The sequence below is a fragment of the Lacunisphaera limnophila genome, assembly GCF_001746835.1.
GTDB classification, from domain to species: domain Bacteria; phylum Verrucomicrobiota; class Verrucomicrobiia; order Opitutales; family Opitutaceae; genus Lacunisphaera; species Lacunisphaera limnophila.
The window spans coordinates 808,128-821,644 of sequence record NZ_CP016094.1 but is presented as its reverse complement, the minus strand read 5'-3'; the positions used below and the strand labels follow the sequence as shown (position 1 = coordinate 821,644).

Sequence of the window (13,517 nt, the reverse complement as noted above, 5' to 3'; positions counted from 1 at the left end):
GCCTTGCCGTGGGAGCGGAATTGGATCTCCCTCGGGGCTGATGCTGTCCGGATTCCTTCGTCGCCTGTTCACCCGCTGTCCCCCCGCCGGGCGTCAGCTGGGGTTGCTGCGCGAACACGAGGCCATCGCGGAGCGTCACACGCGGGTGCGCGCCGCGTGGGCGCCGCATCTGGCGGAGTGCCGGAAGGTCGTGCTCGAGACGGCGGCACGTTGTCCGCAACGCCGCCGCGCGCTGGTCATCGGCGCCGGTGACTGCCTTGATGTGCCCGTGGCGGAATTGGCGGAGCGTTTCGATGAAGTCGTGCTCGCGGACATCGTGCTGAGTGCCGAGGTGCGGCGGTGGGTGAGGAAAATGCCCGGCCGGGTGCGGGGTGAGGTCTGGGACGCCAGCGGCGCGCTCGCCGCGCTGGCCGCGGTGCGCGAGACGGTGACGGCCACCGTGGCGCCAGATTTTTTCGCCCGGGCCGACCCGGGGCCGCCGCCGGGCGGGCTGGCGGATTTCATCGTGTCGGCCAACTGCATCTCCCAGCTCGGGTTGGTGCCGGGCCATTCCCTCCCGGCGTATGAGCAGGACACGGGTCTGCCGGAGCGCTGCGCCCGCGCCGCGGCGAAACGGCATCTGGCGTGGCTGGCGCAGCAGCCCGGGGTACGGTTGCTGCTGGCGGATGCCGCGCGCCTCGATCTCGGCCCCGACGGGCGGCAGTTGAAAAAGGAAACGCTGCACGAGCGCTTCGGCCTGCCGAAGCCCGACCGCACCTGGCGCTGGGACCTCGCCCCGATCCCGGAGTGGTCGCCGGATTTTCACCGCGTACACGAGGTGGGGGCCTGGGTGTGGCCTGAGCACCCGGACGGGACACGCGCAGGCGCGCTTTCAGGCTTGCCGGGCTGAAACGGCTTGAAGGCCACCGGGCGGCGAGCACGCTGCCCATGGATTTTTCCGACGCGCAAACCGCCTCATGACACTGTCGAAATACCTGTCCAGACTCAGCCCGAGGATGCTCGCGCTGGTTTTCTTCGTCATGATCCTGGGCGGCTCCTTCGTCTCCACGACCTATCTATACCGCCAGGCGGAGCAGCAGGAGGAGGCGGCCATTCGCGTGCATGTCCGTAACCTGGCGGAAGCGGCGGCGGGATTGGTCGATGTTGAACTCCACGAGTCGATCCAGAAACCCGAGCAGATCGCGACGGAGAACTACCAACGGTTGCTGCGTCCGCTGGTGGCCTTCCACCGGCGCCATTCCTCCATCCAGTACCTGTGGACGGCACGCATCCTCGCCGGCGACCGGCAGCAGCAGCTTGTGCTGGAAACCGTCATGGACGACACGATCCGGATGCGGCAGGAACAATTGGGTCGCAAGCAGCAGTCTTTCCCGGCGCTGGCGGTCTTCGATCTGACGGCGACCAGCGCCAAGTCGATCCCCGCGCTCCGGGCGGGCAAGGTCTACACTTTCGACAGCCTGCTCTACACCGACAGCACGGGGGCCTACGTCGAGGCGCGGGCCCCGCTCCAGGATCAGGCGGGAAATTTGATCGGGTACGTGGGGGTTGATTTCGCCAAGGACAGCTACGACAGCAGGATCCGAAAGGTGCGCCGGGCCGGACTCATCACCGTGCTGCTGGCGCTGGTGACGAGCATTCTGGTGACGCAGGTCATGGCGGAGATGCGGCGCCAGACCTTCGCCCATCTGGCGCACGTGGAGCGGGCCGAAGCCGAGATGCGGGCGCAGCGTGATGCCGCGGCCAAGGCGAATGCGGCCAAGGGCGAGTTGCTGCGCATCGCCTCGCACGACCTCAAGAATCCCCTCGCGGCGATTGCCGGCATGTCCGGCCTCCTCCTCAAGATGCTGCGGGCCCGGCCGGACCAGACGGCGGTGAAGGACGAAGTCGAGGTGTTGGACACCATCCACGGCTCCGCGCGGCACATGTCGGAAATTGTCCGCGGCATCCTGACCAACGAGGGCCTCGAGCAGGGCGGCGTGCCCTTCCAGCCGGCCGCGACCGACGTGGCGAAGCTGGTGGGCGACGTGCTGCGCTTCAACGCCCCGGCGGCACAACGGAAGAACCTCGCGATCCACGAGGAGATCACGGCCGGCCTGGTCGCGACGGCGGACGCGAAGCTGTTGCGCGAGGCGTTCGACAACTACGTGAGCAACGCCATCAAGTATTCTCCGCCGGGACGAAGCATCACCATCAGCCTCAGCGCCGGGCCCGCGGCCGGGGAATGGGAATTCGCCGTCCGCGACGAAGGGCCGGGGCTGTCCGCCGAGGACCAGGCCAGGCTCTTCGAGAAATTCCGCAAACTGACCCCGCGTCCGACGGGCGGCGAATCATCCACCGGCCTCGGCCTGTCCATCGTCAAGGCCATCGCCGGCCTGCACCACGGGCAGGTCGGCTGCGACAGCGCGCCGGGCCGCGGGTCGCGTTTCTGGCTGCGCCTCCCGCTGGTCCCGCCGACGGCCTGAAATCGGGCTCGCCGTGACCGGCCGCCCATTCACACTCCCGACCCAGATGGCCAATCCGACCAAAGTCCTTGTCGTGGACGATGAGCCGCACCTGCAGGTCTTCATGACCCTGCTGGTCAGGACCACCCTCACGGAGGTGAGCGTCGTGGCGGCGGGGGACGAAGCCACGGCGATGGCGCAGTTCCACGCCACGCGACCTGACCTGGTGCTGCTGGACATCAATCTGATCGGCAGCTCCGGCTTGGATGTGCTCACGCAGATCCGCCAGGTCGACCCGGAGGTCGTGGTGGTCATGCTGACCGCGGTCAACGTCCGCCAGGTGATCGAGGAGGCCATGGCGCGGGGCGCCAACGGCTACATCCTGAAGGAGGCCAGTGAGGAGGAGATGGCCGACACGCTGCGCGAGATTCTCGAGGCTGACAACGATCGCGCCGAGGCGCCGCGCCAGCCATGAACCCGGGAAATAAACCGCCCGCGAGCCCCGCCCAGCCGGAACTCACCGAGGAGCGTTATTCCCTGCGCGCCATGCTCGCCGAGGTGGCCCTGGAGACGCAGGCCGGTTCCCTGGGTACCGAGAAGCTGCACCAACCCGACATCCGGAAGCTTTTCCGGACCCGAACCACCCGTTCCCGTGGCGCCAAAAATTGATGCCGCCTTCATCGCGGCGATCCGGCGTCTCCGCACCTTTTCCCACGGCTGTGACCTGGATGCGCTCGCCGCCACCCTGGAGGATCCCCTCGAACTGCTCGAGCACCTGGTGACGGCCGGACACCTTTTGAAGGAGGAGGCCGGTCGCCACTGGAGCGGCCTGACCGGGCTGGCCTACGTGGATCCGATCACGCTGGCCATCACCGAGGACGCCATCGCGCTCCTCCCGGCGGAAATCGCCGGCAAGACCCAGGCGCTCCCGCTCTACCGGGTCGGTGGCACCCTGACGGTCGCCATGGCGCGACCGAACCCGAAGCACCTCGCGAGTCTCAGCAAGATCGTGCAGCTGCCGGTGAGCCCGGTCTTCGCCTTCCCGGCCGACATCCGCGACCTGCTCAAGCTCCATTACACCAACGAGGAGGCGCTCGATGCGGCCCGGCAGTCGGCGGAGCAATTTGACCAGTTCACGGCCGGGATCGATCTTTCCGCGGGCGGCAAGGAAATCGCCCACATCGCCGAGACGGAACAGGTCGTGCAGTTCGTCAACGCCATGGTCTATTTCGCCATCCGGCGCGAGGCCAGCGACATCCATATCGAGCCCCGGGAGAAGGAATCCCATGTGCGCTACCGCATCGACGGCATCCTGCGCGAGGTGCTGGTGTTTTCCCGCAAGCTCCACGCCTCGGTGGTCACGCGCCTGAAGATCCTGTGCCAGCTCGACATCGCCGAGACCCGTTTCCCCCAGGACGGTCGCTTCTCGCTGCCGATGGGTTCCACCAACATTGATTTCCGGTTCTCGTCCATCCCCTCCCAGTACGGGGAGAAGGCCGTGGCCCGCATCCTGGGCAGCACCAGCCGCAAGGCGCTGCTCAGCCTGGACAAGATGAAGATCTCGCGCCCGATCCTCACCCCGCTGCGCCGGATCATGCGCAACCCCTCGGGCATCATTTTCGTCACCGGTCCGACCGGCTCCGGCAAGACCACCACACTGTATGCCGCGCTGGCCGAGCTCAATGACAGCGGCGTGAACATCTCCACGATCGAGGATCCCATCGAGATGAAGCTGGAGGGCATCACCCAGACGCAGGTGCAGCACAAGATCGACATGTCGTTCGCCAAGATGCTCCGCGCCCTGTTGCGGCAGGACCCCGACATCATGCTGGTGGGCGAGATCCGTGACCTGGAGACGGCCAAGATCGCCACCGAGGCGGCGCTGACCGGCCACCTCGTCCTGGCGACCATGCACACCAACTCGGCGCCCGAGGCCATCACCCGGCTGGCGGAGATCGGTGTCGATCCCTACATGATCGCCCCCTCGGTGGTGGCCGTGCTGGGGCAGCGGTTGGCGGCGCGGATCTGCGAACACTGCAAAGAACCCTATCGTCCCGCCGACGAGGTCCTGCGGCGCTATTTCAACGACAAGGATTTTCCCGAGATCACCTTCTACCGCGGCCGCGGTTGCCATGTGTGCAACAAGACCGGCTACAAGGGGCGGGTGGCGTTCCACGAGCTCTTCCTCGTCAACCGGACCATCCGCTCCAAGATCAACGCCCGGGCCGGTCTGGCCGAGTTGACCGAACAGGCTGCCCGCCTGGGCTACCGTCCGCTACGCTATGACGGTCTGAAGAAAGTGCTGCAGGGCATGACCACCATCGATGAGATCGAGGCCCAGACGCCGATCGAGTTCGAAGGTTGAGCCCCGGATCAGCTGCTCTCCGGCCGCGTCAGATCACGACAAATTCCACGAGCCAGCGGGGATCGTCCTTTTCGAGGCGCTGCATGCGGCGGGTGAAGGGGTCGATGATGAACCAGCCGCGGTCGGTGGCGACGAGGACGAAGGTGTGGGTTTCGCCTTGAAGGCAGCGGCCCCAGTCCTGCTGGAGCAGGATCCGGCACCAGCCGATGGCGGGTTCCATGCCCGGGTCCTGGCCGTGGTCGCGATGGAGTCGCACGGCGGTGAAGACGCGCATCAGCCGCGCGACCTTGTTGGTGCGAAAACCGGCCGCGCGCATCTGTGCCGGCGTGGTGTCGAGGCTGGTGGCGAGCGCCTCGAACCAGTCGACCAGCACGGGGATGAACTCCTGGCGCAGGGGCGCGTAGTGGCTGTCGGCGAGGTCGATCACCGGGTGGCGGCCCAGCGTGGCGGCCACGGTGTGGGGTTCGCCGCGGGTGGCCTCGCTACCGGTCTCGGTGCCGGCTTCGGTCCCGGCCGTCGGGGCCTCGACGTCACGCACGAGCACGGTGCCGGCGGGCAGGAGCGATTGGAGCTGGATCCGGATTTCGGCGCCGGAAAGGGGGACGCCCGCGCTGACCGACGGAACGAACTCCGGGCTGGGCATGCGCGGCAGTTTCAGCGTGGCGGCGGACTGGGGCAGCGGGGTGGCGGCCAGCAGGGCGGCGCAGAGGAGAAGGTACGGCGGGCGCATCAGTTGAACAGGATTTCCTGGATGTGCTGCCGGTTCGGGTAGTCGCGGAGCGCGATGATGGCGCGGGTCTGGGGTTCGGCGACGTACCAGCCGGAGCCGGACCGGTAGAGGGTGATCTCGTGCACGCCGCCGGCCGGCGTGCCGCCCCACGGTTTCACCTGGCGAACGATGAGCCGGCCGATGAGCTGGGGTGCCGGGTGCTCTCCCGCCTGCAGCAGGGCAAGGTCGGCCAGGGCGTTGAGGGCGAGGCTGAAGTCGTCGCAGTCCCAGTCTTCTTTGCGGTAGGTCAGGCCCAGGTCCCACAGCTCGCGGTGGAACCACTCGTTGAATTCCGCGAACCAGGCATCGTCCACGGCGCTGTAGAGCTCAAACCGGCAGGAGATGCGGGGCACGGGCGCGGGCAGCAGGTCGGTGCCCCGCTCATTCAGCTTCACGCCGGTGAGCAGCCGCAGCTCGGCGACCAGCTCGGCACGGCGAAGGGTTTCGTAGTTCCCGTCGGGCCCGCGGCCCGGACGATAGGCGGGGATCGGCTTGAACTTGAGGGTCTCGAACTTCACCCCGCTGGGCGGAATGAAGTCGTCCTCCGCGCCGAGGCTGACGGCCACGGGCAGGGCCAGGCCCAGCATCAGCCAAGAAATCGGCCGGCGAAGATGCGGACTTAGCGGCATGGGGCGGTAGATCAGAATTTCCGGACCGGGGCGCCGGGACGCACCACGTCGCACTGGCCGTTGAACTCGCCGAAGCCGCCGCTGATCGCGATGGTGCCTGAGTTCCGGTCGATGCGGAGCTTCGGCCGGTTTAGGCCGTTGATGCGGACGATGCCGGTGATCTCGTCGTCATTGACCCAGAGGTCGTTGACCACGAACCAGCCGCCGTTGCCGCTGTTGAGCAGCGGCACCAGGGCGCTGGGGAGCTTGATGCGGGCGTTGCTGCCGATGATCTCGATGAGGCCGGAGCCGTTGAAGGACTTGCGGCCGCTGTCGGTGACGATGGCGCTCTCGTTTTTCTTCGTCCGGAAGTTGTAGCGGTTTTCGAGGTGGGTCTGGTTGGAGACGACGGTGCCGGAGCCGGTGAAGGTGAGGGAGAGCTTGAAGGCTTCCTCCTCGGCGCGGAGGGGGAGCGAAAAGCACGCCAGGAGGGCGAACACGAGGACCAGAAAACGGGGAAGCGAGGAGGCATTCATGGTGATGAGCGTTGAGGCTTTCGGCTTACGGGGTGGCCGGGGCCGGCAGGCGGCGGGTCCAGTCGTAGTCGCCGAACCAGTGGTCGGTGAGGTTGGGGAGGAAGTTGTCGGCAAAGCGGGAGACGATCCAGGCGTTGAGGTAGTTGAGGACGGCCTGGTTGCCGCGTTTGACCGCGAGGCCGGAGACGGAGCGGATGATCGGGGCGTCGAGCGGGAGGATGAGCTCCTCGGGGTGGGCCCGGGCGAGGAGGCGGGCATCGGGGACGTTGGTGAGCCAGGCCAGGGCGCGGCCGGCGAGCAGCTCGGCCTCGGCGGCCGGGCGGTCGGGGACGATGCGGACCTCGGCCGCGTCGAGGAGCTCGGCGGCGATGCCGGCGGAGTAGGTGTCGGCCACCACCACGATGACGGAGGCCGGCTGGTTGTAGGCGCCGATCGCGCGGCCGGACGGAGCCGGGGAGCGCCGCGCCACGAGCGTGGTGCCGGACTCGAAGTAGGGCATGCTGAACTCCACCTGGCGGGCGCGGGCCGGGGTGATGGCGAGGCCGGCGGCGATCAGGTCGATCTCGCCGCGGTCGAGGGCGGCAAAGAGATCGGCGAGGGGCGCGAGCTTGAATTCGGCTTGGGCGCCGAGGTCGTGGGCGAGCTGGGTGCCCAGATCGATTTCGAAGCCCTCGGGCTTGCCTTCGGGATTGACGAAGGTCCACGGGGCGAAGTCGGCGACGCCGACGCGCAGGGTCTTGCGCTCGAAGATGTCGGTCAGGCCATCAGCGCGGGCCAGGGGAAGCCCCAGGGCGACCAGCGCACCGAGGGCGAGAAGCAAACGAGGGAGGTGTGATTTCATAGTGAGAAGGGTGGAGGTGGCCGCGGCCGGAGCGGGGGGAAGGGTCAGGGTTGCGGGAGTTTTTGCAGCAACGCGGCGACGGTGGCCTCCAGCTGGGGGTCGCGGCCGGCGGCGAGAGCGGCGGGGTCGTTGGTGACGAGAACGTCGGGGACGATTTCGTCATTCTCGAACCAGCCGGAAAGGTTGTCCTTGGCCCCGAGCTGCGGCACGCCCCACTTGAGGGAGCCATTCATCACATACATCCACCAGACGGCGGTGCCGGTGCCCGGGACCCGATCGCCCACGAGGGGGCCGAGCTGGAGGCGCTGGTAGAGGTGGGGGAAGATGGAGCCGTCGGAGTAGGCGGCCGCGTTCTGCAGCAGCGCGGTGGGTTTGGTCCAGCGCGCGGTCGGGATGCGGGCGATGTTCTCACCGGCCCGGGTGGTGAAGGAGGCAATGTCCCGGCCGGTGAAGAGCGCGACGAGCTCGTCATGGATATTCCCGCCCTTGTTGTAGCGGATGTCGACGATGAGGGCTTCCTTGCGGCCCAAGTCCCCCACGACATCGCTGTAGACCTGCTGGTAGTTGGGCAGGTCCATGGCGCTGATATGCACGTAGCCCAGGCGGCCACCGGAGAGGCGATCGACCATGGCGCGGCGCTCGTCGATCCAGCGATCGTAGGCCAGATCCTGCGCGGCGTTCTGGGCGATGGCCACGATCGTGGCCTCGGTCTCCGGGGCGCCGACCGCCGTCTGCAGGCGCAGGCGGACGGGCTGGTCGACCAGGCCGTTGAGCAGGGCCTCGAGATCGGTCTCCGCCGTGATGGGCTGGTCGTTGATCGCCAGCAGCAGCGTGCCGGGCGGGCACGGGTTGGCGGCGAGGTCGGCGGGGCCGCCGGGGAGGATCGCGGTCACCCGAGCACCCGCGCCGGTGTAGGTGTCATCAAAGTAGAGGCCGAGCGAGGCGGTCTTGTCGGCGGCGGGGTCCTCCTTCAGATAGTAGCAGCCCATGTGCGAGGCGTTGAGCTCGCCGGCCAGTTCGGACATCATCTCGGCGAAATCCTCCCAGGCGTCCACGTGCGGAAGGAACCGCGCGTAGTGCCGGCGCAGGGCATCCCAGTCGCGGCCGTGGAGGGTGGGCTCGTAGAACTTGAATTTCGTCAAACGCCAGAAGCGTTCGAACCAGGCGGTGAGCTCGGCGCGGGAATCCACTTCCAGGGAAAGGTCGAGCGCGAAGGCCTTGGTCTCCCCGGTGGCGAGTTCGATGCGGTCAACGCGCCCGTCGCCGAGCAGGTAGACGTGGCGGGAGCCGGCGTCCACCGCGTAGCCGTCGGCCGGGGCCGGCCGGGTGAAGACCTCCCGGAGCTTACCACCTTCCCTGGCGACCGTGCGCCCGGTGATCCGGCCGGCCATATCGGTCTCGATGGTGAACAACACCTCGTCGCCGCTGGCGGGGGCATGGAACACCAGCAGGCTGGACGCCGGGGTGATGCGCTGCGTGCGGCGCTCGATGCCGGCGAGCTGCGGCTGCCAGCCGGCAACCGGGGGCGCCGCGGGCGCGGCATGGCGGGTGGCGTCGAAGGCCTCGCGGGTGAGGTACGCGCGGAAGACGTCCCCCTGGCCGCCATGGGCATCGGCCTGCCGCAGGCCCGCGCGCTCGGACACCCAGAACACGGACTGGCCGTCGGAGCTGAACTGCGGATCACTGTCGGGAAAACCGCTGCGTGTGACGTCGCGCGGAGCGCTGCGACCGGTGGCGTCGAGCAGGACGATGTCCTGGTTGGCGACGATGGAGCCGCCACTGGCGGCGAGAAACCGGCTGTCCGGCGACCAGGTGAAGGTGACATCCTCGTCCACATAGGAGTAAAGGCCGCCGGCGGGCATGGCATCGACGGTGGCGCCCGTGGCCAGGTCGCGCACGCGGAGGGTGGAGCGGTCAGCCAGGTAGGCGAGGGACCGGCCGTCGGGTGAGGGCCGGGGGTAAAGGAGGTCGCCCGTCGTATCGACGAGCTTGCGCTCCACCGGTTTGATTTCGTCGCTCTGGCCGAGGTCGGCGGCGAAGAGGTCCATGTCGCCGTCGCGCTCGGAGGCGTAGTACAGCGTGGTTCCATCCGGGCTGAAGCGGACGTGCTGCTCGTGTCCGGCGGTGCGGGTGATGCGGGTCAGGCGCCCGGTGTCGGTCGCGAGGACAAACACTTCGCCGCGGGCGACGAGGGCGACGCGCCGCCCGTCGGCGGAGGCAGTGATCTCGGAGAGATATTTCCCGGCGTCAACCGGGGCGGGTTGGGAGGTGATGACGCCGGCGGGCAGGGTGATGGCAACCCGCGTGGGCTCGGTCGCGCCGGCGGCGAGGCGCCAGACCTCGCCTTCATGACCGTAAACGAGCGAGCCGTCGCGCGCGACGGACGGGAAGCGCACCGTGCCACCGGTGTGGTGAGTGACCTCCGTGGGCGTGGCCCCCGGTTCGAGGCCCGCGTGCCAGAGGTTGGTCGCGCGGTTGCGCTCGCTGAGGTAATAGTAGCCAATGCTGGCGGGATCCCAGACTGGTTCACGGTCTTCGCCGCGGAACGAGGTCAGCCGACGGTGCGTGGCGGTCGCGCGGTCAAACAGCCAGACGTCGTGGGTGCCGTCGGACACGGCGCCCTTGCGCCACTCGTTTTCGTAGATCGGCCGGCTTTCGTAGAGGAAGCGTCCGCCGGTTGCATCGACCGAAACATTGAGCGCGGGGGTGGGCAGGACGAGACGGTTGCGGCCGCCGGTGGCGGGCACGGCGTAAAGCTGGTCGGTGTGGGCGGCGGTGCCCGCCAGGACCGAGTGCGGGGTGCCGAGCCGGGGCGAGGCGAAGTAGATCGTGGCGCCGTCGGGGCTGAAGGCGGCCGGCAGGTCCGCCGCCGCGTGGTGGGTCAGTCGCCGGCTTTCGCCCCCGGCGGCGGGGAGCAGGTGGACGTCGGTGTTGCCCCGGCGCTTGAGCGCGACGGCCAGCTGCGTGCCGTCGGGGGACCAGACCGGGTGGGTGGCGTAGTCGCCCGCGTCCGTGAGCGGGCTGGCCTCGCCGCCGGTCGCGGCCACGCGCCAGAGCCGGCCGGCGTAGCTGAAGGCGATCGTCGTCCCATCCGGGGAGACGGCCGGGTATCGCAGCCAGAGCGGTTCCGTTGTCGCCCCGGCGATGGCCAAAGTGCAGGCCGACAACCAGGCGGTGAAGGCAAAGCGTCGGAGCCGGCGGGCAGTACCTGGCAGAGGTGGACGCATGGTGGTGTCGTCAGACGGCGGTCTTTTCGTGCCGGGCCACCCGCCAGAGGAGCAGGGCGGCGAGGAGCACGGGCAGACCCTTCAGGGGGAAATAGAGCAAGATCGTCAGGCCTTCCATCAGCGAGCCGAGCGCCGGGGAGTTCCAGAACCCGTGCAGGGCCCAGGCGGTGAGGAGGGCGAGGGCGGCAACGCCGAGGCGGCGTCCGGTCGGGAGATCGCGCCGGGCGACGAAGTAACCCACGCCGAAGGAGGCGATGGCGGTGTAGGCCGCGTGGCTCCACGGTCCGCAGAAGCCGCCGCGGAGGACGAGTATCTGCACGACCGGCTCCAGCTGGTGGGCGTTGGGGTGGTTCAGCGCCGTGGAAACGGTGTAGAAATAATCCTCCACCACTTGGAAGCCGAGCCCGACCACGAAGCCGAGGGCCATGACCGAGGAGATGGTGCGAAAACGGCCCGGCGCGATCAGCAACAGCAGGATGACGCCGATCAGCTTGAGCGGCTCCTCATCCGTCGGGCCGGCGATGGCCGGTCCCCAGGTGTGGCAGAATTCCGGGCTGACGAGCTTGGAGAGAATACCGAACATCGCCTGGTTGGCCGGCAGTGCCAGGAAGACCGCGCCCAGTCCGCCCCACGCGAAGGCCAGCACGAACGGCGCGGCCGTCTGGCCGCGGAACACCCCGAGGCGACGGAAAATCCACAGCAGGGGCAGGGTATAGAGGGCCCAGGCCGCGGCGCCCGCCAGCGCGGAGACAGGCATGACGCGCAAGCCGCTGAGCAGCGTCTGGCCGACGGTAGACAGGCCGGCGACGACCAGCAGGAGGAACAGCCAGAACGCCGCGCGGCGCGGTTGGAACAGTGGCAGCGGAGCCGGGTGGGGTTGGGGAGCGTTCATGGCGACACCACCTTGAAGTGCAGGCTCTCGACCAGGGCCTCGGCATCGCGCAGCGCCGCTTCGCCCTGGCCGGCGATGCTGCGCACGCGGACGGCAAAGCCGGACTCGCCATCCGGCAGCCGGCCGATCCAAACGCGGCCGTCAATTTGCTCGCCGTAGATCACGTAGGTCTGGCCCTCCAGTCCGTCCGCGGTGCGGAAGGGAGCCGGCGTGCCGCGCACGTGGATGCGGTGGGTGCCTTCGAACAGGCGGCGGGTGCGCTCAATGAGTTCGGGTTCCGTGCCGTTCCACGCGAACGCGGTTGCGACCAGCGAGCTCGTGGGCTGGGTCAAGGCCAGCGTGTCGCCGGGCACGATCCGGGTGAGGTCCGCGGACCAGCCGGCGGGGGTGACCGCGCTCAGGCCATGGCCGAGATCGACGGTCACGCCGGCGGGCTCCGGCTTGGTGCCTGGAAGGCGGTTACTCAGGGCGGTCAGGCCGAAGCCGTAGAAGGCGGCGAGGGCGAGCACGACGAGCGTGCCGGGCCAGGAGCGCGGGAGCGCGCGGTCGGGCGCGAGGGACCCGGCGGGAGTTTGGGAACTCATGGACGTTACGGGTTATTTCACCGGCAAGGTGAGTTGGACGGTGTTGTCCCCGCTGCTGGCCTGGGCCTGGAGATTGAAGAGGAGGCGGATCAGGAACAGGGTGTTGCGGGAACGCAGGTCGTCGGCGCGCACGTAAAACCAGTAGCCCTTGTAGAAGACAGCGGGGTCGGCGTTGTCGGGGCGCGTGCGGCTCGACAGGATTCGCATGAGGGGGTCGGGCTCGCTGCGGGCGTCGGTCGGCCAGACCAGCGCGGCGTGTTCCGGGGGCGGCTGGACGTAGTTGGACATGTAGCTCAACAGGGCCTGCAGCGAGCGGGTGCTGAGGGCGATGCTCGCATTCGAGCCCTGGAGCCCGGTCTTCAGCTCGTAGGTGCGCAGCCCGGGATCGAGCCCCAGCGCGCTGATGAGCAGCCGGCCGTCCGGGGTGTCGACGGCCTCATCCTTGAGCTCGGCGACGACCTTGCCGTCCGCCGAACGGAGTCCCTCGGTGCCGGTGCCCAGGCGCAGCGCGCCGCTTTGGAGCAGGCGTGCGATGGCGTCCGTGACCCGGCGGAATTCCGCACGCTCCGCCGTGGTGGCGCTGCGGGCGTTGCTGAGGTGGTTGAACTGCTTGAAGAGCAGCTGGGCGAGCACGGAGAAATCGAAGCCGTTGTCGATCATCAGGAACACCGCGCGGATGTCGAAGGGCATGAGCAGCTCGCTGGAGAATTCCTTCCCGAGGAGCGGGCGGTAGACGATGGTGGGCGAGTCCTTGATGATCACCTTCGGCTTGCCGAGGGCGAGCGGGTTGGGGCTGGAGCCGTCGCCGAGGCGGAGCTCGGACTCGGTGCCGTATTCGATGGAGGGCGAGGCGGTCACGCTGGCGACCTGCAGGAACACCGGCGCATCGAGGTAGGCGAGGCGCACGATGTTGGTGAGCAGCTCCTCCTTGTCGGTGAGGGCGAGCACCTCGGAGTAGGGGCCGCGCTGTTGCGCGATGGAGGCGGGGCCGCGGCTGATGCAGCCGGTGAGAACGAAGCCCCCGGCCATGATCAGTGCCACACGCAGGAGCAGGGACCGGGATTGCATTGTTTCGACCAGCCTAGTTTTTGGCGCGGGGCGATCAACCGCGAAATCGTTACGATATGCCGTTGCGGACTTGCGGCGCGTTCCCGGACGGCGCATGGGTTGTCCGGAACCAGATGCATCGTCGCCGGACATTCATTTTTGTTTTACTGGCCTGCGCTCTGGCCACGCGGCCGACGGAAGCGGCGG

General features: G+C 68.4%; 13 protein-coding genes. 5 read left to right on the top strand and 8 right to left on the bottom strand.

The window, feature by feature from the left end:
• Nucleotides 1-40: 40 nt before the first annotated feature.
• From Verru16B_RS03500 to Verru16B_RS03480, 5 genes are all read left to right on the top strand, one after another.
• Nucleotides 41-889, top strand: coding sequence for a hypothetical protein (locus Verru16B_RS03500; RefSeq protein WP_069960984.1), 849 nt, complete (start codon nucleotides 41-43; stop codon nucleotides 887-889).
• Nucleotides 890-956: 67 nt separating this feature from the next.
• Nucleotides 957-2,462: an ATP-binding protein gene (locus tag Verru16B_RS03495; RefSeq protein WP_083270069.1), complete on the top strand. Its 1,506-nt coding sequence runs from the start codon at nucleotides 957-959 to the stop codon at nucleotides 2,460-2,462.
• A gap of 46 nt (nucleotides 2,463-2,508) precedes the next feature.
• Complete coding sequence (locus tag Verru16B_RS03490; RefSeq protein ID WP_069960982.1) at nucleotides 2,509-2,916, top strand: response regulator; 408 nt, start codon at nucleotides 2,509-2,511, stop codon at nucleotides 2,914-2,916.
• The gene (locus tag Verru16B_RS03485; RefSeq protein WP_069960981.1) at nucleotides 2,913-3,110 is read left to right on the top strand and encodes a hypothetical protein; all 198 of its coding nucleotides are present in this window, start codon (nucleotides 2,913-2,915) and stop codon (nucleotides 3,108-3,110) included. Before Verru16B_RS03490 ends, Verru16B_RS03485 begins: the two co-directional genes overlap by 4 nt.
• Complete coding sequence (locus Verru16B_RS03480; protein ID WP_069960980.1) at nucleotides 3,094-4,806, top strand: GspE/PulE family protein; 1,713 nt, start codon at nucleotides 3,094-3,096, stop codon at nucleotides 4,804-4,806. The genes Verru16B_RS03485 and Verru16B_RS03480 overlap by 17 nt, the downstream gene beginning before the upstream one ends.
• 28 nt (nucleotides 4,807-4,834) lie before the next feature.
• Here the strand turns inward: Verru16B_RS03480 and Verru16B_RS03475 are convergent, their stop codons facing one another.
• From Verru16B_RS03475 to Verru16B_RS03440, 8 genes are read right to left on the bottom strand one after another with little or no spacing between them, the layout of a single operon-like run.
• Nucleotides 4,835-5,536: a hypothetical protein gene (locus Verru16B_RS03475; RefSeq protein WP_069960979.1), complete on the bottom strand. Its 702-nt coding sequence runs from the start codon at nucleotides 5,534-5,536 to the stop codon at nucleotides 4,835-4,837.
• Nucleotides 5,536-6,162 (bottom strand): hypothetical protein, encoded by a 627-nt coding sequence (locus Verru16B_RS03470; RefSeq protein ID WP_069960978.1) that lies wholly within the window; start codon nucleotides 6,160-6,162, stop codon nucleotides 5,536-5,538. Before Verru16B_RS03470 ends, Verru16B_RS03475 begins: the two co-directional genes overlap by 1 nt.
• Nucleotides 6,163-6,215: 53 nt before the next feature.
• Nucleotides 6,216-6,719, bottom strand: a complete 504-nt coding sequence (locus tag Verru16B_RS03465) for a hypothetical protein (RefSeq protein ID WP_069960977.1) — start codon at nucleotides 6,717-6,719, stop codon at nucleotides 6,216-6,218.
• Nucleotides 6,720-6,744: 25 nt separating this feature from the next.
• Nucleotides 6,745-7,560 (bottom strand): ABC transporter substrate-binding protein, encoded by an 816-nt coding sequence (locus Verru16B_RS03460; RefSeq protein WP_083270068.1) that lies wholly within the window; start codon nucleotides 7,558-7,560, stop codon nucleotides 6,745-6,747.
• A 44-nt stretch (nucleotides 7,561-7,604) separates the two neighbouring features.
• A complete protein-coding gene (locus Verru16B_RS03455; protein WP_157772170.1) occupies nucleotides 7,605-10,787 on the bottom strand; it encodes a S41 family peptidase in 3,183 nt (1,060 codons plus the stop codon).
• A gap of 10 nt (nucleotides 10,788-10,797) precedes the next feature.
• Nucleotides 10,798-11,679 carry a PrsW family glutamic-type intramembrane protease gene (locus Verru16B_RS03450; protein WP_069960974.1) on the bottom strand — a complete coding sequence of 294 codons (882 nt, stop codon included), beginning with the start codon at nucleotides 11,677-11,679 and terminating at the stop codon, nucleotides 10,798-10,800.
• A complete protein-coding gene (locus Verru16B_RS03445; RefSeq protein ID WP_069960973.1) occupies nucleotides 11,676-12,263 on the bottom strand; it encodes a hypothetical protein in 588 nt (195 codons plus the stop codon). Before Verru16B_RS03445 ends, Verru16B_RS03450 begins: the two co-directional genes overlap by 4 nt.
• A 12-nt stretch (nucleotides 12,264-12,275) precedes the next feature.
• Complete coding sequence (locus tag Verru16B_RS03440; protein WP_069960972.1) at nucleotides 12,276-13,331, bottom strand: hypothetical protein; 1,056 nt, start codon at nucleotides 13,329-13,331, stop codon at nucleotides 12,276-12,278.
• Nucleotides 13,332-13,517: the final 186 nt, after the last annotated feature.

What these genes read in the sequence shown, in the direction of transcription:
- Verru16B_RS03455 (WP_157772170.1), bottom strand. Translation starts at nt 10,787, where the DNA reads ATGCGTCCACCTCTGCCAGGTACTGCCCGCCGGCTCCGACGCTTTGCC.
- Verru16B_RS03465 (WP_069960977.1), bottom strand. Translation starts at nt 6,719, where the DNA reads ATGAATGCCTCCTCGCTTCCCCGTTTTCTGGTCCTCGTGTTCGCCCTC.
- Verru16B_RS03460 (WP_083270068.1), bottom strand. Translation starts at nt 7,560, where the DNA reads ATGAAATCACACCTCCCTCGTTTGCTTCTCGCCCTCGGTGCGCTGGTC.
- Verru16B_RS03485 (WP_069960981.1), top strand. Translation starts at nt 2,913, where the DNA reads ATGAACCCGGGAAATAAACCGCCCGCGAGCCCCGCCCAGCCGGAACTC.
- Verru16B_RS03495 (WP_083270069.1), top strand. Translation starts at nt 957, where the DNA reads ATGACACTGTCGAAATACCTGTCCAGACTCAGCCCGAGGATGCTCGCG.
- Verru16B_RS03450 (WP_069960974.1), bottom strand. Translation starts at nt 11,679, where the DNA reads ATGAACGCTCCCCAACCCCACCCGGCTCCGCTGCCACTGTTCCAACCG.
- Verru16B_RS03470 (WP_069960978.1), bottom strand. Translation starts at nt 6,162, where the DNA reads ATGCTGGGCCTGGCCCTGCCCGTGGCCGTCAGCCTCGGCGCGGAGGAC.
- Verru16B_RS03445 (WP_069960973.1), bottom strand. Translation starts at nt 12,263, where the DNA reads ATGAGTTCCCAAACTCCCGCCGGGTCCCTCGCGCCCGACCGCGCGCTC.
- Verru16B_RS03440 (WP_069960972.1), bottom strand. Translation starts at nt 13,331, where the DNA reads ATGCAATCCCGGTCCCTGCTCCTGCGTGTGGCACTGATCATGGCCGGG.
- Verru16B_RS03490 (WP_069960982.1), top strand. Translation starts at nt 2,509, where the DNA reads ATGGCCAATCCGACCAAAGTCCTTGTCGTGGACGATGAGCCGCACCTG.
- Verru16B_RS03500 (WP_069960984.1), top strand. Translation starts at nt 41, where the DNA reads ATGCTGTCCGGATTCCTTCGTCGCCTGTTCACCCGCTGTCCCCCCGCC.
- Verru16B_RS03475 (WP_069960979.1), bottom strand. Translation starts at nt 5,536, where the DNA reads ATGCGCCCGCCGTACCTTCTCCTCTGCGCCGCCCTGCTGGCCGCCACC.